Here is a 21,551-nt window from a genome sequence, read left to right on the forward strand (position 1 = left end):
TTACTGAATCTGAAGATTATATCGGTAATCAACAATATGCCCTTATAAGTAATATATTGACATGTATAAGCAAAAAACGCTGCTCATAAATGAATTATTGAGCAGCGCAGTCTGACATTCATACATTAAGCTTTAAAATTGATATTGCAAGCCTAGTTGTACTGAGCTGTCTTTATCATCACGTGCAAAGGTGGTATCGCCATTCAGATACGCATAAACGTTCTTATGAACTTTGTTACTCACACTCAGCTCAAAACGTCCATAGTCGTCATCTTTATCTGTTTGGGTGATGCTAACCTCTCTTGTTTGATCATCAGCTAAAGACGTTGTCGATAAACTGTCTGTTAAACCATCGTCGATAACATGCACGTAAGCGATTTTTCCTTGAAGTTTGGCAGGCGTGCCCATCAAATCAAAACCATACTGCAACTGGTAACCAAGCTCTGAATCCCATGCCTCTCTAGACGTGCTATCAACCTTTAGTGCAGTGCGAGAGTTTGCATTGCCACTGGTATAACCATCTATGTCTGTATCACTGTAATTCAGACCCAAAAAGGCACCATGCGCGACGTTTTTCTTGATAAGAAAATTGTAGCCAAGCTCATTGTATGCGCTAAACACATCGGCATCCGCATCACCACGTTCGCTATTGTTGATAATATTGATACCATCATTGCCATCCAGTTTTACCGTTCTATTAACGTCCAAATCATGTTTAGATAAGCTCAGAGATGTGGTGTTCCACCAAGCCGTGTCTTTACCGCCCAGTAACGAATAGGCTTGAATGCCATAGCTCGTATCTTTTTTAATGCCGTTTTCTACGGTGTTATTGTTTTGATTGGCGGCTTGCACACCTGCGCCAACACGCCAGCTCGGCAGTACAGTATATTCGCCATACAGACCAATATTGGCGCGAGTGCCCTCTTGTACCTCATTAGCATCCACGTAGCTTTGGGAGCCATCTACCCAAACCTGAGTACGCGACTCAGAATCCAAAGGCTCCGCATCATCGAGAGTATGCAATGCCAAAGCATTGGCGCGCTCAAGCACCGCTGAGTGCGAGTCGGTAGCATTGTCTTGTAAAGCTAAGCCCATCGTATTTTGCAGATTAATAGCGCTCTTGGTTGAGGCGATGATATCAGCATTGGTTTGTTCAACAATCAATCTGCTGATGATACGAGAGTAGTCACGCATTCTTTGCGCTATGCGCTCTTCACCAAAGGCCGCAGTAAGCACTTCTTCGTTATCTAATGCAGGGTTATGCCACGTATAGCCACCTGGAATATCCGGGTTTTCAGTTTGTGTGTAACCATCATAATCAGGCCCAAGGCCCCAGTTAGTTGCCTCAAATCCGACGACCTGCATGACACTATCAAAAGATTCCTGATCGCTGCAGCAGCCAACGCCATAAGGCTCGTATGGCTCTGTCTCACCTGGTGCAATAATGGCTGTATTGACTTCTAGTGTAATACCAAGCTCTTTTGCGATGCGCAGTGCGTTTTCACGCAAACTTACATTGGCAGCCACTTCATTACCGTCATTGTCATAAGCGTTTCGCCCTGCGTTGGCGTACATTTTGTCGCCTGTAATCAGACTGTCTAGGTTAATCATGCCCAACGCTGTTGATTTTTCTGCGTCCGTTAGTTGATCAACAAACGCCTTTGAACCATTGAGACCGCCCTCCTCTGCACCAAATGCCACGAACTGAATGTCATGCTCTGTCTCAATGCCAGTCAGGTTTTTTGTCAACTCAGTTAAGACGCCGGATCCAGAAGCATTATCGTCCAATGCTTCTAGATTTGCATAGTTTGGATAGGCTACTGCAGAATCATAATGTGCACCGACAAATAGCGTTCTGTTGGTATCAGCACTGCCTTTTTGGGTCACGACAACGTTATTACTCGTTAATGTTTGACCTCTGAATAAACCACGAGGCGCTACGAAATCAAAAGTTTGACGATTGACCTGGTTGTTACTGCCATCGATGGTCATACGCTGCTGCATATAATCAGCAGCTTGGACTTCTTTATCGGAACCTGTATAACGACCAGCATAGTCACGGGCAAGCGTCAGCGCCGTTTCTGTACCATAATCTCCATACTTGGCCTCTGCAAATACTTGCGAGCTTGTAAGCAGTGTCAGCGCCGCAACCACTGAAATCTTAAGCGGTGATAAATTAGTATCCAAACTGCTTCTCCTTGGTTAAAAAACGGTAATCAACAGTGAAAAATAACCTAAAATAATGCTGTTTACAAGATAAAAGACATATGTCTATTTATTTACTTTTTAAGCAGAATGGTGGCTCATCAAAACGCTATGTACCTATGTAGTTGCTTATCCGTGATCAGTACTTACGAATCGCTGTTTAATATTCATTGTCACCTTCATACTGCTGATTTATTGGGTCGTTTAGGAAGGCTTTATTGATGCTTAGCTTTAGTTAGGTCAATGGCATCCAACTGTACTCCAACCACACGAAGTGCCATCGTCTTCCAATCTAGCTCCAGTTCATCGGCGAACACTACATGGTGACTAATACTGACGTACCCATGCACGATTGCCCAGATATCTAACGCTATTTGCCGACGTTCCGTCATGCTAGCATCTTCTGATAAATAAGAACCTGCCACCCGAACCAACTTCGAAAACGCACTATCTCTTGCTGCAATGGCCTCGATTGAGGGCTGATATCCTGCATCAGATTCCCCAAAAATCAGCCGATAGTGCGCCTCATATTTCTCGCCCACATTGAGATACCCTAGGCACGCCTCTAGCACTTGCTCTTTGTTTGCTCTACCCTCTGGAATGACATCCATGGCTTCACGAACGAGATTAAACCCTTCTATGTACAGCGCATCTAGTATGCCTTGCTTACCTTGGAAGTGACTGTATATACCGATGGTGGACAGTCCTGCCCGCTTGGATATGGCGCGTACACTCAAGGCTTCCCCACCCCCTTCTAAGAAAAGCTCAGATGCAGCGTTTAGTATTTTGGTTCTGGCATCCATTAGATTCTCACTATGTCTTGACAATTATAACAGTGTTATTCTGGTATATAACACTGTTATGCACAAACAATTATGAATTGATTGTGTTGATAGAAGCTCAACTTAGAGTAAGGACACTATGAGTATTCAACAGCTAGAAACGGATTATCTAATCATTGGTAGTGGCGCGGTGGGCATGGCTTTTGCCGATGTGCTGCTCACAGAAACAGATGCTAATATTATTATCGTCGATAAACATCATAAGCCAGGCGGTCATTGGAACGATGCCTATTCGTTTGTCACCTTACATCAGCCGTCGTCTTTTTATGGCGTTAGCTCACGTGAGCTTTGCGGCGGTATGATTGATAAAATTGGTTTAAATAAAGGCTTGTCCGAGCTGGCGTCAGGCGCAGAAGTCATGGCGTACTTTGATAAAGTCATGAAGCACACGTTTTTACCAAGTGGCCGCGTGAAATACTTCCCGATGTGTGAGTACAAAGGCGACGGCAAGTTTTCATCGTTGCTGTCTGATACTAGCTATGAGGTTAAGGTCAATAAGAAAATCATTGACGGTACTTACTTCAAAACCTCAGTACCAGCGACCCATACCCCAAACTTTGAGATTGCTGATGGTGTTAAGTTTGGCCCATTAAATGATTTGCCGAGTCTAACCAAACCTCGTGACGGTTACGTGATTATCGGCGGCGGAAAAACAGGTATTGATGCGGTTTTATGGCTACTAGAGAATCAAATTGATCCAGACTATATTACATGGATTATGCCAAGAGATGCTTGGCTGATCGATCGTAAAAATACCCAACCCTCTCGTGATTTTTTCACCCATACTATTGGAGCACAGGCTACTCAGGCAGAAGCGATTGCTGAGGCAGAAAACATCGAAAACCTGTTTGATCGTTTAGAAAAAGGCGGCGTATTAATGCGTATTGATCCAAATGTACGCCCGCAAATGTTCCATGGCGCTACCATTAGCAGTGAAGAGCTCAAGCAGTTACGCCGTGTTAAAAACATTGTACGTAAAGGTCGCGTGACCCGCTTAGATACTGACAAGATTTATTTTGGTGAGGACAGCATTTCTACCACCCCCAACACCATGCATATCGACTGCTCTGCACGGGCAGTACCAGTGACAGAGACGTACGATGTATTCAAAGGTGATACCGTGGTGGTGCAAACCGTACGTACCTATCAACCTGTATTTAGTGCCGCATTTATCGCCCACATTGAAGCCAGTTATGATGATGAAACTATCAAAAACGAGTTGTGCCAAGTGGTGCCAATTCCAAATCATGATACGGACTTTTTGGTTGGCCTGGTTAAACAAATGCAGAATCAGATGCGTTGGTCAAAGGAGCCTGTGCTACGTGAATGGATGATCAACAATCGCTTAGATGGCTTCACCAAATTGGTACGAGCCAGCGAAGACATGCCACCTGAAGAGCTTGCTATTCTTAAGCTTCTAAAAGAAGCAGGACCAAAAGCCGCTGCAAACATGCCCAAACTCATGGGTGAAATCATGCAGATTACGGCAGGGCGTCAAGCCAAAACTGCTAATGCTTAATTCGATAACTATAAAATAAAAAAGGAAATAACCATGCAAGAATTTCAGACCAATAAAGCAAACCTAACTCAAGCTCGCCTGCAAGAGACGCCTGCACATACCCTAGGCAATGGCGAAGTACGTGTCAAAGTCGACCGCTTTGCCTTTACCGCCAACAACATTACTTATGCAGTCATGGGTGACCAATTACGCTATTGGCAGTTTTTTCCGCCAAATGGTGACGAGCCTGAAAAATGGGGTATTATTCCAGTATGGGGTTTTGGCGATGTTGTTGAGTCCAATAGTGATGCACTACCTATCGGTGAGCGCTTATTCGGTTACTTCCCGCCCGCCAATGAGTTAATCATAACACCCAAGCGAGTCACCCAAACCAGTTTACTTGATGATAGTGTCCATCGTGCCGAGCTACCACCCGGTTATAACCTATATCAGCGTGTCAATCATGAACCTGGTTATGACCGTGCCAATGACGATCAGCGCATGCTGTTGTTCGTATTGCATTTGACCTCATTTTGCTTACATGATCTATTGAAGAGTAATGACTGGTTTGGTGCAGAGCAAGTGGTGATTATCAGTGCCTCTAGTAAGACCAGTACTGGCTTAGCATACGGCTTGGTTGATGATAAAGACGCACCGCACGTTATTGGCCTCACATCAAACCGTCATATAGATTTTGTTAAGTCAATTGACGCTTATAACAGTGTGCTTAGCTATGACACGCTTGAGCAGATTGACGCCAGCAAACCAACGGTCATTGTCGATATGTCGGCCAATACTGACGTGCTTAGTCGTCTACATAGGCACTTAGGCGATAACATGCGTTACACCAGCAATGTTGGCCTCACGCACTGGGACGAACCACGTCATACCGAAGGTATCATTCAAGCACGTAGCCAGCAGTTTTTTGCGCCCAGTCATGTACAGCAACGTATGAAAGAATGGGGCCCTGAAGAGTTCAATAAACGCTCTATGCACTACATCATGAATAGCACTGCAAAAACTAGTGCGTGGTTAAAGATTCAGGAGCTTGATGGAGTCAGTGACTTACTAGAGGTTTATAAAGATATCTGCGAAGGTAAGATAGCCGCTGACGAAGGTTTGGTAGTCGTCATGGGTGACAATGAAAGAAACTAGGCTATAAAAGTCTGACTATAAAATTTATCGACTATTTGTCATTAACAAAATAAAAATTAAAAAGCAGAGAGCCTATTCAGTAAGCTCTCTGCTTTTTTTGTACGTTATACACTGACTACAGACAGACACCTTACTCATAACTTTTAAACTTAAAAACTGTAGTTTACATTGCGGTCTAGCGTACCCACCCTTCGTCTTTTAGATAATCATGCAACCCTTCAGCGAACTGTCTATAGCCTGCAGCATTGGCATGAATTTTATCAGACTTTAGAGCCTCATCTGATAGTACAGTGGACCAACCATCAGAATACAGAGGTATGCCTTCAGCTTCCGCAATATCTTCATACAATGGATTATCACTTGCCTTTCCAAATAATGCACTGGTACTAAGATGCGGCTCAGCGATTAGGACAACATCAATATTGTTGGATTGTAAGGTGTCTATAGTCGCGATGATATTAGCCCGCGTCGTATCAGGCGCAATGCGCTGCAATACATCATTACCTCCCACACCCAGTAAAACCAAATCAGGGTTTTGCTTAGTGATCTCATTCACTCGAGTAAGCACATCTGCAGAAGTATCACCATTGACGCCTGCATTAACGACGTTCCATTTGCTTAGCTCTGCTAGCACCGTAGGATACGCTGTTTCATCATTTGCGCCGTAACCATAGGTTAGAGAGTCGCCAAGTGCGACCACAGTACTACCAGCGGGTAAGGCCGTCTGTGTCGGCTCGCTACCACAGCCAGTCACACTGATAGTTGCTGACAACCCTATACCTGCCAGCATGAAGAACCTTCCACGTAGCTTCACGTCTTCTCTCCTCCTGTTTCTATTGAGTTAAACTTATTGGAATTAGGTTCAAGTTTTTAAAAATCTATTATTTAACTCTTGTTGTATATTGCTCAGTAACCGTTGTATAGTCCATACAGGAGATAGACTACCTGTTGGGCGCAGTACAAGTGCTACTCTACTTAGCATAGACAGTGTATTCATCATAAAGTATAACTTTACCAAGGATACGTGAGGTATTTATGAATAAAACAGCATCTCAAAGTCAGTCTAAGGATGGAAACCCAGACAAAGAAAAAACTGCAAATCAAAATCAGAGTCAATCCATCAAAGTGCCCAATGACAATACTAAAAGTCCCGCGTCCACACCGACCGAAGATACCTTAACAAAAGACACTTCAGAAAAACCTGAGCAAAAATCACAAAGTTTCGATGAATTGCAGATCAGTAAGGGTAAGTATCGCCCAGTGGCACAAGCTGTTGGCCATTGGCTTGATAACATCAACATGGATGCCCTCAATTATCTAAACGAACAAGCAGAAAATATCTTTTACCGTAAAGGCGTCACCTTTACCGTCTATAGCGATGCCAAAAACATCGAGCGTATGATTCCGTTTGATATCATTCCACGCATTATTGCAGCGAGCGAATGGAAACAAATAGAAGCAGGCTGTAAACAGCGTATCACCGCTCTCAATGCATTCTTACATGATATCTACCATGACCAAGCCATCATGAAAGCGGATATTGTCCCTGCCAGCTACGTCTATGCCAGTGGCTGCTATGAGCCGTGGATGATGGGTATTGAGCTCGACAAACCTATCTATTCGCATATTAGCGGTATTGATTTGATTCGAGACGAGACAGGTAGGTTTTGTGTGTTAGAGGATAACTTGCGTACCCCATCAGGCGTCTCATATATGCTTGAGAGTCGCAATATATCAGAAACGCTCTTGGCTGATATATTTACTGAAACGCCTATTATGGGTATTAGTGATTACCCTAGCCGTCTTAAAGCCTGTCTAGCCAGCTCAACATCCAAATATGATCCACAAGTCGTCATTCTAACGCCAGGTCGTTTTAACAGTGCCTATTATGAGCATGCTTTCTTAGCGCATGAGATGAATGTACCACTTGTCCATGGTTATGATTTGGTCGTTGAGGACAGCAAAGTCTATATGCAAGGCATTCGCGGCAAGGTACAAGTCGATGTGATCTACCGCCGCATTGATGATCCCTATATTGACCCGTTAGCCTTTAAATCTGACTCCATATTGGGTGTATCAGGGCTAATGAGTGCTTATCGCGCTGGCAACGTGGTAATTGTTAACGCCCCAGGTACGGGTGTGGCCGATGATAAGAGTTTATATCCTTTTGTGCCAGATATGATCAAATTCTACTTAAATGAAGAGCCTATCCTACCTAATATCGAGACATACCAGTGCCGTAAGCCCGACGATCTCAAATATGTACTCGATAATCTAGACAAGCTGGTGGTAAAAGAAACGCAGGGCTCAGGCGGCTACGGGATGCTTATTGGTCCAACATCAACCAAAAAAGAAGTCGAAGAATATCGCCTGCGTCTGCTTGAAAACCCAGCCGGCTTTATTGCCCAGCCGACTATCTCACTATCTACCAACCCTACTGCCGTAAGCGACGGTATCGCACCGCGTCATATTGACCTGCGCCCCTTTATCCTCAGTCATGGTGATGGCACAGTAGATATTGTACCCGGTGGTCTGACACGAGTGGCCATGGTTGAAGGCTCTTTGGTCGTCAATTCATCACAAGGCGGCGGCATCAAAGACACTTGGATTATTGATGACAGTGATTTAGACAGCCAGCAAACCGACAAGTGCTCGCCTTTATCATCAATAGGTGTCAATGCTTCAGGGCACGCAAACTACTATGATCGCGTCCAACCCTTAGAAACAGGTTACGAGAGTTTAGATGATGCGCCCATGATACTGCTACTCTCTACCGCCAGTCACTTAATATGGCTAGGCCGATATAGTGAGCGTCTGTATTACTACGACGATGTTATGAAACAACTCATCAAAGGCGATCTTAAAAAATCACAGATTAGGCATTTAATCAGTCACTTAGGGTTTGCCGTTGATGGTGAAGTGTCACTGACCACCATGAAGGCACAAATGATGGCTGATTTGGAACAAAACATCATACCCAATATCGTGCAATCGATTGAGGATAATGTCCAAGAGGCCAAAGGTGTTATTGGTAAAGATACTGCTGAATTATACAACTTGATCAAGCGTTTATCGAGTGCTGGCACGTATCGAGCGGCGACTTTGCAGCTACACGCGTGTAACGCTGCGATGAAACAAGAAAATCCGACAGTGACTTGTTTTTGGCAATTAGGGCGTCACTTTGAGCAGCTTGAGCGTGCCGTCTTGTTGGGAGAGGATTCAACAGAGATCAGTTTTGAATTCAGACATTGGATTAATGAATTGCCGGAAAATACGCGCTGGCGTGAACTTATCCGCTTGACCAATCAGATGATTAGGTCAAAGAAATTTAGTGATTTTGCGCTGATTAGCAAGGAATTCAATCTCATATTGCGTCAAGGTGTATAGAAGGTGTCTAGCCAAAAACCAATAACAACAGCTTATGAGACATATGGAATAAACAGAAAATAGAAAGACGCTATAAGGAAAATGCCATGAAACTTCAAATCAGTCATCAAACCAACTATTATTACGATGAGCTGGCGCAGCGCAGTGTACAGTATATACGCATGACCCCCATGCAAATGCCGCACCAAACCATTCATAAATGGGATGTCATGCTCCCTAAAGTGGCGACCAATCAAAAGGACGGCTTTGGTAATGCATGGCTCACGCTCAGTCGTAACGAAGCACATAACAACTTACAAATGCAGGCGTCGGGTATTGTTGAGATCAATACCGAAACCGAACGACTAGAAGATATGGATCATGTCCCCTACCTATTATTTACCGTACAAACCCCGTTGACCAAATGCTCACAAGAGATGCGAGAATTTGCAGCGCCATATCTAAAAACCCCTACTCATGACAGCTTAAAGGCAATGGCAAATGCCCTTATTGTGAAAATGCCTTTTGTTAAAGACGTCACGCATGTGGGCACGACCGCTGCTGAGGCGTTTGCGACAAGTGCTGGGGTGTGCCAAGACCATACGCATGTATTTTTAAGTATATTGCGCGATCAACAGATTCCAGCGCGTTATGTGTCTGGTTATCTATATGACGACACCGAAAATCACATGGCCAGTCACGCATGGGCTGAGGTTTGGTTAGATGGTTACTGGTATACTTTTGATATCTCAAATCAGGCATTTACTCCAAGCTCACATGTGTATGTGGCTATTGGGCGAGATTATCTAGATACCGCGCCTGTTCGCGGCGTGCGTATGGGCGGCGGTTACGAAAATCTTTACAGTTTGGTATTAGTCAAAAAGCTATCATAGCGTTTGCTATTTTTTATTACGTTTATTCATCAAGGGTATCTTATGACTTATTGTGCTGCCATTCGTCTAAAAGACGGTATGGTCTTTGCCAGTGACACGCGCACGAATGCCGGTGTTGATCACATATCGACATTCAGAAAGTTGTATCAATACGGTGTTGAGGGCGAGCGCTTTATGGTGTTACAGACAGCTGGCAGCTTAGCGACATCGCAGGCAGTGTTCAATAAACTACAAAGCGACATTGACCAGCGTGCTGAGAGTAACCTTAATACAGTAGCGACGTTGTTTGATGCCGCGCAAATGGTTGGTGAATGTATGCGTGATGTTATGAACCATGCAAAAGCAGTCGCTAACTCTACTCGCGATGGTGCATTTACCAGCTCGTTTATGCTTGGTGGTCAAATAAAAGAACAGCCACCTGAGCTATACCTGATTTATCCTGAAGGCAATTGCATCAAAGCCACTGAAGATACGCCCTTCTTTCAGTTAGGTGAAAGCAAATATGGCAAACCTATTTTGGATCGTTCTGTCAGCTACAACACGGATGTAAGGCACGCGGCACGTGCGTTGATGCTGTCATTTGATTCCACGATTCACTCAAACCTATCAGTCGGTATGCCGATAGATTTTGTACTTTATAACAATGACAGCCTAGCTCTGCCAAACGGCCGACGTATTGATGAGCGTGATGAATATTTTAATACCATCCGTCATCAATGGTCAGATGCGTTACGTCGCACGTTAGTTGAATTGCCTAAATGTCCTGATGGTTATTGGGGATAGTCCTTCCACCTTCGAACCCAATTTGAAGACTTGTCGTCACTTCAATAAAATCATACCGATAAGAAAGGTGCAGTACGGCTGTCTTTTGATTGGGCAACGTCATATGGCGTACCTTGTGCGACAATCATCCCGCCCGCATCCCCTGCCCCTGGCCCAATATCAATGATCCAGTCGCTATTGCTTGCCACCTGCATATCATGTTCAACCATGATGACAGTATTGCCCGCGTCGACAAGACCGTTCAGCTGCGTCATCAGCATAGACACGTCAGCAGGGTGTAGGCCAGTGGTTGGCTCATCCAATATGTATAGCGTGTCGCCTCGCTGCGTGCGTTGCAGCTCGGTAGCAAGTTTAATACGCTGTGCTTCGCCGCCTGATAATTCGGTGGCAGGCTGACCCAGACGTAAGTAACCAAGTCCAACTTGTAGCAATGCCTCTAATGCACGCAAAATAGGTGCTTCATCAACAAAAAACTCATAAGCCGCTTCAACCGTTAAGTTCAATACTTCAGCGATGTTTTTGTCTCGATAAGTGATTGCTAGTGTTTCCTCATCATAACGTTGACCATGACAAACCTGACAAGGTGCATAGACGCTTGGTAAGAATAATAATTCAACACTGACAAACCCTAAACCTTCGCAATTTGGGCAGCGGCCTTTAGTCGTATTAAATGAGAACCTGCCAGCATCATAGCCTTGCGCTTTTGCTTGCTTGGTCGCTGCAAACAGCTTGCGTACATCGTCAAACAAGCCCGTATAGGTTGCCAAGTTAGATCGCGGTGTACGACCAATTGCTTTTTGATTTATATTAATGAGACGACGGACGTGCTCCATGCCAGCGACGATCTCACCGCCAGTTACTGACTCAAGCTCCTGCTCAAGTAAATCTGCTTCACCAACAGGCGCTTCTGTAACTGTCTTCTGCCCCAACGCTTCACTGACAAGCTCTACCAATGCTTGGCTGACGAGACTTGATTTGCCTGAGCCTGAGACCCCTGTGACGCTGGTCATCACCCCAAGCGGAAACTCAACATCTAATCCTGTAATATTATTTCGCTCAATGTTGGCAAGCTTAAGCCAGGCTGCCGGCTGCCTTGTGTTAGATTTTGACTGTGCGTTAGACGTAGCATTGGCAAATAGATATTGACCAGTATGCGACTGCGTAACTTTACGAAGTCCATCTACAGGGCCACTATAGACAATCTCGCCACCATGCGTGCCTGCCTTTGGCCCGACATCGACTACCCAGTCGGCATGTCTGATGACACTCACATCATGCTCAACGACAAACACCGAATTACCAGTGGTAATCAGCTCATCCAACGCACCTAGCAATGCTTGAGTATCAGCAGGATGAAGACCTGCCGATGGCTCATCAAGGACATATACCACGCCAAACAACTGCGAGCGAATCTGGGTTGCCAGCCGTAGTCGCTGTAGCTCACCAGGAGAGAGAGTCGGTGTGGTACGCTCAAGCGAGAGATAGCCTAACCCTAACCTTGTCAGCGCTTCAACACGAGAGAGAATATCACTGGCGATACGCTGGGCGACGATGGCTTTTTCGCGGTTTGGTGTGTTATCGCCTACCTTAGTACGAGCGGTTGCTTCTAATTTTTCCGCCATTTCAGTCAGTGTTAACTGTGATAGCTCACCGATATCGAGTCCTGCAAACTTAACCGATAGCGATTCTTTCTTTAGTTTCTTGCCATGACATTCAGGGCACTCAGATATCTGCATAAACTGCGAGACGCGTTTTTTGGTACGCGGGCTCTGAGTGGTAGCAAAAGAGTGCAAAATGAAGTTTTTGGCACTGGTAAAAGTACCCATATAGTTTGGCTTTTCGCCCTTCTCAATCGCATCGCGTGTTTGTTCGATGTTGTATTCAGGATAGACAGGTACCGTCGGTGTATCATCTGTAAACAAAATCCAATCACGTGTTTTTTTCGGCAGTGTGTGCCATGGTTTATCGATATCATAGCCTAATGTGGTCAATATACGACTGAGGTTTTGTCCTTGCCACGCTGGTGGCCAAGCCGCAATTGCCCGCTCGCGTATACTCTTAGTGTTATCTGGCACCAACAGCTCTTCAGTGACCTCAAATACGCGGCCGATACCTGAGCAAGTCGGACAAGCGCCATCTGGCGTATTGGGAGAGAATGCATCGGCATATAGTATTCCTTGACCCGCCGGATACTCTCCTGCGCGTGAGTAGAGCATACGCAGACCATTGGATATCGTCGTTACACTACCCACAGATGAGCGCACTGAAGGCGTACCCCGCTTCTGCTGCAAAGCAACGGCTGGTGGCAACCCCTCTATAGAATCAACATCTGGCTCATCGACCTGATCAATGAGCCGTCTTGCATAAGGGGATACCGAATCAAGATAGCGGCGTTGTGACTCGGCAAACAACGTACCAAATGCTAATGACGACTTTCCTGAGCCTGAGATACCGGTAAAGACCACCAAAGCATTGCGAGGTAAATCAACATCAACGTTCTTCAAATTGTGTACACGCGCGCCTCTGACCTGAATATTGTCTTGATCAGGGTTATAAAGGGCATTTTTTACTGTGTTTGTTTTACTTGTTTTTTCTTCTAATTTTTTTGGGTTCGCCATAGCGTTATTGTTCCTATGAATCGTTGTTTATTCCTAATTAGCAGAAAGGTTAACACGTACTTATGCAAGGCTGTGGCTAGGCTTACGTATCAATAGCATAGATAGACAAAACGATAACTCAAGTCATCCAATCATTAATAATAAAAAACCCGCATCAAGGCGGGTTTTGTTTAGCAAGAACTGAAAATTTAGACATTAAGACACAACCAAGCGCATCAATTGGGTGCTGATATAACCACCAAATGTCCCTACTGCGTAACCTAAAATACCCAAGAACACGCCAACAGGCGCTAGCGATGGATGAAAAGCTGTGGCGACAATCGGTGCAGAAGAAGCACCGCCCGTATTGGCATTAGAGCCAACTGCCAAAAAGAAGAACGGTGCTCGAATGATTCTAGCAACGGCAAATATGATAACGACATGGATGCTCATCCATAGTAAACCGATAAGCAATAGTCGCCACTGTGAGACGATTCCAGCCAGATTGATTTGCATACCAATCGCGGCGATTAATACAAAGATAAATACCGTGCCGATTTTTGATGCGCCAACATGATCTAACCTACGTATCTTAGTAAACGAAAATATAACACCTATTACCGTAATAATTACCACCATCCAAAAGAACGAGCTGGCAAAGCTATATTGAACGGCCCAACTATAAGGGGCAAAGAAATCTGCAATCTGGCCACCGACAAAGTGCGCCACTCCGACCATCGCAAAGCATAAGCCAAACATCACCATCAAATCATTGATAGTGGCTGGGCGGGCATGATCACGCTCATAGCTCTCGACTGCTTTGACGACTTTATCAATACTACTCGTATCAGCTCGCAAAAAGCGGTCTATCTTATCGCTATGTTTTGCCATTACTAAGATAGCTAACAGCCACAGCGAGGCATTGGTGGTATCGACCAAAATCATCATACCAAACAAATCATCACTGACCCCAAACAGCTCCTTCATCGCTGCTTGGTTGGCCGCGCCGCCAATCCAACTACCTGCTACAGCAGAAAACCCACGCCATAAAGTATCATCGGTAAACATGGCAGGCGATACCCATTTAGCCACGCCTAAACTGATTGGACCACTGATGACGATGGCGATACTGGCAGCAAAAAACATAGCGATCGCTTTCCAGCCTAAGCCCAGTATTTTAGGCACATCCATGGATAAGGTCATCAATAGCAAACTTGCTGGCAGTAAGTAAGTGGCAGTAAAGCCATATATCTGCGAACCAACACCATCGGCAAACACGCCCAAACTGTTTAAAGTGGCTGGTATAAAGCAGCAAAGCACAATACCAGGTAGTACGGCATAAAACCGACGCCAAAACTTACCCGGCAAGCCTTGGGTATAAAAAACCAGACCAATAATGGCCATGATAATGCCAAAGGCTAATGGCAAATTATCAATTGCTAAATTTGAGGTGGCAGGCATCAAGGCGCTCCAAGAGTTACAACGGGCAAAAGTAAATCAGTATAGACAAGGCAAAAAACTCCTGCAAGCAGCCATCAAATATTAGCTAGGATTTGCCGAGTAGTATTTGACAGGATAAATGGCAAGGTGACGGCTAGACACGTAACGTCATACGCCCGTTATTGAGCAATATAAAACAGGTAAACGCAAAAAAAACCAGATAACAAGTATCTGGCCTTTTTAGTGCTATCTTTAGACGATTAATGAATCAACGATTTTAATCGTCAAATATAGCTGTATTACGAGTTGTTACCACGGTTGCCGCCGTTTGGACGACCTTGGCCACGGCTGTCAGAACGACCAGCTGGACGACCTTGGCTACCGCTTGGACGACCGCGACCAGTTGCAGCGCGCTCACCACGTGGAACGCCATTGCTATCACCGCGGCTTGGGCCACCAGTGCGCTTGCCTTGATACGGCTTGCCACCTGAACGCTCATTCGGTTTGCCTGACGTGTCACGTGGCTTACCTTGATAACCGCTGTCATTGCTAGCGCGTTGACCAGTGTTGCTATCGCTTGAACGACCACGACCTTGACCACCACCGCTAGATTTACCAGCATAGCCACCGCCTGAACGACCACGGCCTTGACCGCCACCGCCGTTAGAACGACCACGACCACGGCCACGACCATTACCTTTGTTTTCGCTAGGTACGTAAGTTTTCTTAGGCTCCATACCTTCGATAACACATACTTCCATTTTGCGATCTAAATAACGGTTGATAGCGTTAAGCTGTGGACGATCATCCATGCTACATAGGCTGATAGCAACACCAGTACGACCAGCACGACCACAACGACCGATACGATGGACGTAATCTTCAGTCTGACGCGGCAAGTCATAGTTGATAACGTGCGAGATAGCTGGGATATCTAGACCACGAGCAGCAACGTCAGTCGCTACTAGGATTTTTACTTTACCATTACGCAAGTCTTGAACGATACGGTTACGCTTGCTCTGTGGCAAATCACCATGTAGGAAGCTTGCTTTATGGCCCGCTTCTTGTAGCTGCTTAGCCAGTTTTTCAGTGCTACGTTTGGTAGCAGCAAAGATAATGATCTGTTCCATATCTTGCTGGCAAACGATTTTGTCAAGTAAACGGTTTTTGTGATCAAAATCATCACAGTAGTACACTTTTTCTTCGATGTGTGCAGATTCTACTTTGATTGATACGCGCTCAGGGTTCTTAGTGAAGCTAGCAGCGATTTTACCTACTGGGCCATCCCAAGTTGCTGAACACATGATCGTTTGACGATCGATTGGCGCTGCACGAAGAATATCACTGATATCATCAGCAAAACCCATGTCTAGCATACGGTCCGCTTCGTCAAGTACCAATACTTCTAGGTTTGACAAATCAACGCGACCTGCATTGATATGGTCAAGTAGACGACCAGGAGTTGCAACGATTACTTGAACGCCCTTTTTCAAAGCAGTGATCTGACCGTTGTATGGTGCGCCGCCAACTAATGGCACACAAAATAGACCGCGCATGTCTTTAGAATAAGTGCGAACGCTGTCATGTACTTGCTGAGCAAGTTCACGCGTTGGCGTTAGGATAAGTGCTTTGGTTAGTTTGTCAAAGCTAGTGGCACGGCTCAAACGATCAAGTACAGGGATAACGAAAGCCGCTGTTTTACCACTACCCGTTTGCGCTGACAATAAAAGGTCACGACCTGCTAGAGCAAAAGGAATAGCTTGTTCTTGAATAGGTGTTGGATTGGTATAGCCACTGCGATCAAGCGCAGTAAGAATTGGCTTAGCAATGCCAAGATCAGTAAAAGTGATTTTGTTTTCTTCAGTGGCGTCAGTAGCAGCCGCTTGAGTATTGTTATCAGTATTTGGAGTGTCAGTGCTTTCGATGATGCCGTTTTCAGCGGCGATTGCAGATAAGATGTCAGTCATAAGAATCCTTGGTAAGTATAAGTTGCTGTAAATTCAGCAAACTTGATGCATACCACTGATAACCGTTCACCACGCTGCTCTTATTAGCATTACCGAGCAACATAAAATTGTCGATAATTAGAAACCAAGCCAATAGAGCTTAGCGTCTTTATAATAAATGCGTTCGTGCTGTCTGACGTATTTTGGTGGTAGTGCCGAGTGTCTTATCCTTGCTTGATATACGCTCATTATCAATGCTTTGTCCAAAGCAGATAAAGGCAAACAGCAACCAATCTAGACCCTAGTTATAGGCCAGTAGATAAGATATGAGTCAAAAATAACGGATATTTTTAAAGGTTATTTAAGTACACAAAATCATCGGCAACAATTACTTATGGTCATCCTAGACCCAAAATCGCAGGCGATGTTATCAATCTCATAATTCACGAAAGCCTAAGCTAACGTGGCGACGCAGTATAGCACAATAAAAAAAAATATGTACCTATTTCTTCAATTACTGAGTAAATAAGCACTAACAGTGTTGATAATAAACAAATTTAGGTAGTTTATTTAATGACTACAGCAAAATTGAATAACTAAAGTAAATGAACTATTAGCGATTTATCTATCGTACTACTTTGACTTCTGTGACATAGGTAGGTAGCTGCCATGCCCCGCCTGCCTCGATTAAGCGGCATAGTCCAGTAGTGCTTTCATGACTTTTTTCAAATGCACGGCCCGTCCATAGCCAATCGGTTTTGCTCACGCAATCACCGATGCCTCGCCCTTTTTGTACAGAGGTAAGCTTACCTTTATCGTAGCCAGTAGCATTGGTCGTCACCAACGTTGGCGTATAAGGTTTACTGTCGTTGATTACCCAAACCCCTGCTCCAGCGTTATAAGCGCCTGTCCAACACTCATGCTGTGCCAACAGTTGCGAGCCATTTAGACGACTGATACGCCAAGGTGATTTGTCTGAAAGATTGGGACAAACGCTGTCTGCATCTTTCATTGTGCCTTTTACCAACGCTGCCAACTGAGAGGACCTCATTACAAACTTTTTGTCATTACCATCGTCCGCTTTGGCGCTTGGAACGATGAACTGCAGTACTGGCGCGGCTTTGGGAGGTAATATACCGCCACTAGATTTAACAGCATCATCATTTTTAATAAAAGCACTGGATGTACCAACGCGACCTTGGAACTCATCGGCTTTTAGCATAGCAGCACTGGCACCTTTGTCAGAGAGCTGCCAACGTGAATTGCGCAAGGCCAACGTAATCTTACTAGATTTAGTCAAAGCCTCTAATAATGCAGTTACCTGCGCTTGAGTAAGCTCAGCGTTACCTGCAGCGGCTGAATATGGCTTCGTTTCGCCATAATCCTTGTCGTTAATAAACAACGAGATGCGATGACGATTACCGAGCTGCATTAAGGCTTTAGACGAGCTATCCTTTGCCCCGCCAAGCTTTACTTTACCATCCACGCCAGCATTCGCACCTGCACGGCGTACGAGCAATATAGAAACCGGAAACTCGCTGTTATTCTCTGCTTGATAGCCTGCTAGCCGGCACGTACGCGTATTATCACAAGCGACTTGCCAGTCTTGACTGGTAAACTCAGTCGATGTACTGGCCATACTGGTAGTACTGAATAAAGCTGTGCTAAGCGCTGCAAGTACAGGCAGTAATATTTTATTTTTTATCATATAGGTGGGTTGTTCTTTTATTTTTTTAGGTATGTTTTCTGAATAATGCTCTACAGTGAGGTTTTTGGGATTTTTATTAGACTGGGCACTATCTTTATAGCTATTGTCATCATACTTATTATCGTCATAGGTAATGCCTGACCTACTAACACCAGTTAAATCAGCGCCTCTTGATAGCGACATATCATTTATATAATTATTGTCTTTCATAATCATCACCTTTCAGTAGAAGAAGTATAAACACCTGTCTATTGTAATGGTGCCCGGCTATCTTAACGCACTAGTGTTTCTATCTGTTGTACTAATGTATCATTATGTAAAGACAAAAGAAAGACCTAGCATACATTATATTCATTTTTATGAATATAAGTAAAAAGGCTGATAAGCTATTTGCTTATCAGCCTTGCTGCTGTGTTTAAGGTTTATTTATGCTTAAAATGTACTGTTAGATCTAAACTGTATTGAGTACTTAGTTTAGTCGATTGGTTTTAGCTCTAGCGCTACTGCACGTTTAACCGCAGGACGTTCAGCGATTTTCTTAGCCCAACGCTGCAAGTGTTTATAGTCTTCTACTTGTAAAAATTCTGCCGCGTCATAGAGCTTACCTAGTGCCAACTGACCATACCAAGACCAGACAATCATATCCGCAATGTTGTAATCAGATTCATCATTGCCGCACAGGTACTCATTATCTTTTAAATGCGTATCTAATACATCGAGCTGACGCTTGGTTTCCATCGTATAGCGGTTGATTGGGTACTCTAGAGGTTCAGGCGCATACGCATAAAAGTGTCCAAAGCCGCCACCTAAGAAAGGCGCGCTACCCATTTGCCACATAATCCAAGACAAACAATCTGCTCGCGCTTTGCCAGTAGCCAGTGGTAGGAACTTATCAAACTTTTCTGCTAGATACATTAAGATAGCACCCGACTCAAAGAGTGCTATCGGCCCCTCTGCTGTATCAGTAGAATGATCGACCAAGGCTGGAATCTTTGAATTAGGGTTTATCTCTACGAACCCTGAGCCAAACTGCTCACCTTTAGAAATATCGATTTTATAGGCATCATATGCTGCTCCGTCAATGCCAAGCTCTGCCAGCTCTTCTAATAGTATGTTTACCTTGACACCATTTGGCGTATTTAACGAGTACAGCTGTAACGGAGCATTGCCAACAGGCAGCTCTTTATCATAGCGAGCTCCAGACGTTGGACTATTAATACTAGCAAACTTGCCGCCGTTGTCTTTATCTTGTGTCCAAACTTTTGGTGGTACGTATTTATTATTATCTTGACTCATAATTTATCCTCGGTTTGTATTTATGACTGCCGTGAAGGTTTACTATAACGAGAACTCGTAACGATATTAAAGTCCTCTCTTGTAATCAATGTTGTGTTTCTACTGCTAAAGTAAAAAGAGACGAGCTATTAGCACGCATCGAATTTCTTGTCTTGTTTCGCCTCTTTTCCTTTTTAGCAATCCTTCGCATCGTTGCTCTTATATAAGTTATCTTATATCAGTTACTTTGAGTCACTTTTATTATGAGTTAAGCTTTCTTATACTACTCAGCTTGCATAGTGATCTGTTCGCAAATCCGCTATTTTCTTACTTCATAACGAGACGTTCAATGGGACTCACATGGTAACGCTCACCCCGACTCAAGATAAATACTTACCCTATGTGCTAGCGGTAGCGCTATTTATGCAGATTTTAGACGCTACTATTTTGAATACCTCGTTGCCACAAATGGCGCAAGCACTGGGTGAGTCACCATTGAAGATGCAATGGGCCGTCATCAGCTATGCATTAACCTTGGCGATTTTTATCCCTATCAGTGGTTTTTTAGCGGATAAATATGGCACACGCCGCGTATTTCTATCCGCGGTCATCATTTTTTGTATTGGCTCATTACTGTGTGCTACATCGCAAACGCTAGATTTTTTGGTTGCCTCACGTGTGGTACAGGGTATCGGCGGTGCGATGATGACGCCTGTCGCTCGTTTGATATTGGTTAAGTCTTATCCGCGCAATAAACTGCTCACTGTGATGAATTTCGCTGTGATACCTGCATTGGTTGCACCATTAGTCGGTCCAGTATTGGGCGGCTATATCGTGCAATATGCCAGCTGGCATTGGATATTTTTGATCAATATACCGATGGGCGTGGCAGGTTTTATTATGGGCAAAAAACTGGTGCCAGCGCTATATGAAGATACTAAGCGTCTTGATTGGACAGGGTTTGTATTGTTTGCTGCCGCTGCTTGCGGGTTTACACTGGCTGTCGAGTTTGGTTCACAGACAGGTCGCGGGGTTTATGGGCTATTACTCGGGTTGGGCGCAAGTCTATTGATAGGCGCGTATGTCTGGCATGCCAAACGGCGAGCAGCTCCCCTGTTTCCACTCAGCTTGTTTGATATTCGCACCTTTCGAATTGGTATTACAGGCAATTTGTTTACGCGGCTTGGTATCAGTGCCGTGCCCTTTTTGCTGCCCTTATTACTACAAGTGGTGTTTGAGTACTCACCTTCGCAGGCAGGTTGGCTGCTTGCTCCGATTGCGGTGGGTGCTATAGGTATCAAACCTTGGGTTAGCAAAATTATTCAGCGGTTTAGCTATCGTAAAGTACTGGTCTACAATACCTTGTTTATGGGCTCACTTATCATTGTACTAGCGCAGTTTAATGATGCCTCGCAGTGGCTATGGTTTATACCTATCCTGACCATCATGGGTGCCTGCAACTCTATGCAGTTTAGTGCGATGAACACGATTACGATTGGCGATTTACAGGGCACACAAACTAGTAGCGGTAATAGCTTAATGGCGGTCAATCAGCAATTAGCGATTAGCTTCGGTATTGCGTTCGGTGCTGCTGTGTTGAATCTATTACGTGAGCGTCTACAGATGGATACGTTAGTAGCGTTCCAAACCACTTATTGGATATTGGGCATTTTGACCATTCTCTCAGGGCTGTATTTTTTACGTCTGAAACCTGAAGATGGCCGCGGTTTATACTAGGGCGTGTCTTCAATCGAGACAAGCTTTCTATTGAGTGAGACTTTACGTACAACACGTCTCTATTCTGTATAGTCGAAATATTAGAAATGTCTTATCTGTAAACAGA

At 44.5% G+C, this 21,551-nt stretch carries 13 protein-coding genes and 1 pseudogene; 6 read left to right on the top strand and 8 right to left on the bottom strand.

Annotation, left to right across the window (positions count from 1 at the left end; all coding sequences use genetic code 11):
- Positions 1 to 132 precede the first annotated feature (132 nt).
- Positions 133 to 2,187: an autotransporter domain-containing protein gene (locus QL886_RS00890; protein WP_102090721.1), complete on the bottom strand. Its 2,055-nt coding sequence runs from the start codon at positions 2,185 to 2,187 to the stop codon at positions 133 to 135.
- A 233-nt stretch (positions 2,188 to 2,420) separates the two neighbouring features.
- Positions 2,421 to 3,008, bottom strand: a complete 588-nt coding sequence (locus QL886_RS00895; RefSeq protein WP_102090722.1) for a TetR/AcrR family transcriptional regulator — start codon at positions 3,006 to 3,008, stop codon at positions 2,421 to 2,423.
- Between the two features lie 118 nt (positions 3,009 to 3,126).
- Between QL886_RS00895 and QL886_RS00900 the strand changes: the two genes are divergently transcribed.
- Together QL886_RS00900 and QL886_RS00905 are read left to right on the top strand one after the other, a co-directional pair.
- On the top strand, positions 3,127 to 4,566 hold the full coding sequence (locus tag QL886_RS00900) for an FAD/NAD(P)-binding protein (RefSeq protein ID WP_102090723.1): 1,440 nt from the start codon (positions 3,127 to 3,129) through the stop codon (positions 4,564 to 4,566).
- Positions 4,567 to 4,599: 33 nt separating this feature from the next.
- Positions 4,600 to 5,700 (top strand): DUF2855 family protein, encoded by a 1,101-nt coding sequence (locus QL886_RS00905; protein WP_102090724.1) that lies wholly within the window; start codon positions 4,600 to 4,602, stop codon positions 5,698 to 5,700.
- A 175-nt stretch (positions 5,701 to 5,875) separates the two neighbouring features.
- Here QL886_RS00905 and QL886_RS00910 read toward each other — a convergent pair whose 3' ends face one another.
- The gene (locus QL886_RS00910; protein WP_228707023.1) at positions 5,876 to 6,514 is read right to left on the bottom strand and encodes a GDSL-type esterase/lipase family protein; all 639 of its coding nucleotides are present in this window, start codon (positions 6,512 to 6,514) and stop codon (positions 5,876 to 5,878) included.
- Positions 6,515 to 6,735: 221 nt separating this feature from the next.
- Here QL886_RS00910 and QL886_RS00915 point away from each other — a divergent pair.
- From QL886_RS00915 to QL886_RS00925, 3 genes and pseudogenes are all read left to right on the top strand, one after another.
- Positions 6,736 to 8,319 (top strand): annotated as a pseudogene (locus QL886_RS00915) (circularly permuted type 2 ATP-grasp protein); the annotation flags it as partial.
- A gap of 854 nt (positions 8,320 to 9,173) precedes the next feature.
- On the top strand, positions 9,174 to 9,959 hold the full coding sequence (locus tag QL886_RS00920; RefSeq protein ID WP_102090727.1) for a transglutaminase family protein: 786 nt from the start codon (positions 9,174 to 9,176) through the stop codon (positions 9,957 to 9,959).
- A gap of 42 nt (positions 9,960 to 10,001) precedes the next feature.
- On the top strand, positions 10,002 to 10,742 hold the full coding sequence (locus QL886_RS00925; protein ID WP_102090728.1) for a peptidase: 741 nt from the start codon (positions 10,002 to 10,004) through the stop codon (positions 10,740 to 10,742).
- 50 nt (positions 10,743 to 10,792) lie between these two features.
- On the opposite strand, the gene uvrA is transcribed toward QL886_RS00925, so the two are convergent.
- The 5 genes from uvrA to yghU all read right to left on the bottom strand — a co-directional run bounded on the left by uvrA (position 10,793) and on the right by yghU (position 19,729).
- Entirely contained in the window at positions 10,793 to 13,360 is a 2,568-nt protein-coding gene (uvrA, locus tag QL886_RS00930) for an excinuclease ABC subunit UvrA (protein WP_102090729.1), read from the bottom strand.
- 195 nt (positions 13,361 to 13,555) lie between these two features.
- Positions 13,556 to 14,800: a DUF819 family protein gene (locus tag QL886_RS00935; protein WP_102090730.1), complete on the bottom strand. Its 1,245-nt coding sequence runs from the start codon at positions 14,798 to 14,800 to the stop codon at positions 13,556 to 13,558.
- Positions 14,801 to 15,078: 278 nt separating this feature from the next.
- Positions 15,079 to 16,746, bottom strand: a complete 1,668-nt coding sequence (locus QL886_RS00940; protein ID WP_101205896.1) for a DEAD/DEAH box helicase — start codon at positions 16,744 to 16,746, stop codon at positions 15,079 to 15,081.
- A gap of 604 nt (positions 16,747 to 17,350) precedes the next feature.
- Positions 17,351 to 18,643, bottom strand: coding sequence for a DUF1176 domain-containing protein (locus QL886_RS00945; RefSeq protein WP_290177343.1), 1,293 nt, complete (start codon positions 18,641 to 18,643; stop codon positions 17,351 to 17,353).
- Between the two features lie 264 nt (positions 18,644 to 18,907).
- Positions 18,908 to 19,729, bottom strand: coding sequence for a glutathione-dependent disulfide-bond oxidoreductase (gene yghU, locus QL886_RS00950; RefSeq protein WP_102093580.1), 822 nt, complete (start codon positions 19,727 to 19,729; stop codon positions 18,908 to 18,910).
- Between the two features lie 339 nt (positions 19,730 to 20,068).
- Here yghU and QL886_RS00955 point away from each other — a divergent pair, with 339 nt between their 5' ends.
- Positions 20,069 to 21,445 carry a DHA2 family efflux MFS transporter permease subunit gene (locus tag QL886_RS00955; RefSeq protein ID WP_290177344.1) on the top strand — a complete coding sequence of 459 codons (1,377 nt, stop codon included), beginning with the start codon at positions 20,069 to 20,071 and terminating at the stop codon, positions 21,443 to 21,445.
- Positions 21,446 to 21,551: the final 106 nt, after the last annotated feature.

The sequence above is a fragment of the Psychrobacter sp. APC 3281 genome, from assembly GCF_030407815.1.
GTDB lineage: Bacteria > Pseudomonadota > Gammaproteobacteria > Pseudomonadales > Moraxellaceae > Psychrobacter.

Excerpts from the sequence above, each read along its gene's own strand:
- uvrA (WP_102090729.1), bottom strand. The coding sequence starts at position 13,360 with ATGGCGAACCCAAAAAAATTAGAAGAAAAAACAAGTAAAACAAACACA.
- QL886_RS00920 (WP_102090727.1), top strand. The coding sequence starts at position 9,174 with ATGAAACTTCAAATCAGTCATCAAACCAACTATTATTACGATGAGCTG.
- QL886_RS00895 (WP_102090722.1), bottom strand. The coding sequence starts at position 3,008 with ATGGATGCCAGAACCAAAATACTAAACGCTGCATCTGAGCTTTTCTTA.
- QL886_RS00955 (WP_290177344.1), top strand. The coding sequence starts at position 20,069 with ATGGTAACGCTCACCCCGACTCAAGATAAATACTTACCCTATGTGCTA.
- yghU (WP_102093580.1), bottom strand. The coding sequence starts at position 19,729 with ATGAGTCAAGATAATAATAAATACGTACCACCAAAAGTTTGGACACAA.
- QL886_RS00905 (WP_102090724.1), top strand. The coding sequence starts at position 4,600 with ATGCAAGAATTTCAGACCAATAAAGCAAACCTAACTCAAGCTCGCCTG.
- QL886_RS00935 (WP_102090730.1), bottom strand. The coding sequence starts at position 14,800 with ATGCCTGCCACCTCAAATTTAGCAATTGATAATTTGCCATTAGCCTTT.
- QL886_RS00900 (WP_102090723.1), top strand. The coding sequence starts at position 3,127 with ATGAGTATTCAACAGCTAGAAACGGATTATCTAATCATTGGTAGTGGC.
- QL886_RS00925 (WP_102090728.1), top strand. The coding sequence starts at position 10,002 with ATGACTTATTGTGCTGCCATTCGTCTAAAAGACGGTATGGTCTTTGCC.
- QL886_RS00945 (WP_290177343.1), bottom strand. The coding sequence starts at position 18,643 with ATGAAAGACAATAATTATATAAATGATATGTCGCTATCAAGAGGCGCT.
- QL886_RS00940 (WP_101205896.1), bottom strand. The coding sequence starts at position 16,746 with ATGACTGACATCTTATCTGCAATCGCCGCTGAAAACGGCATCATCGAA.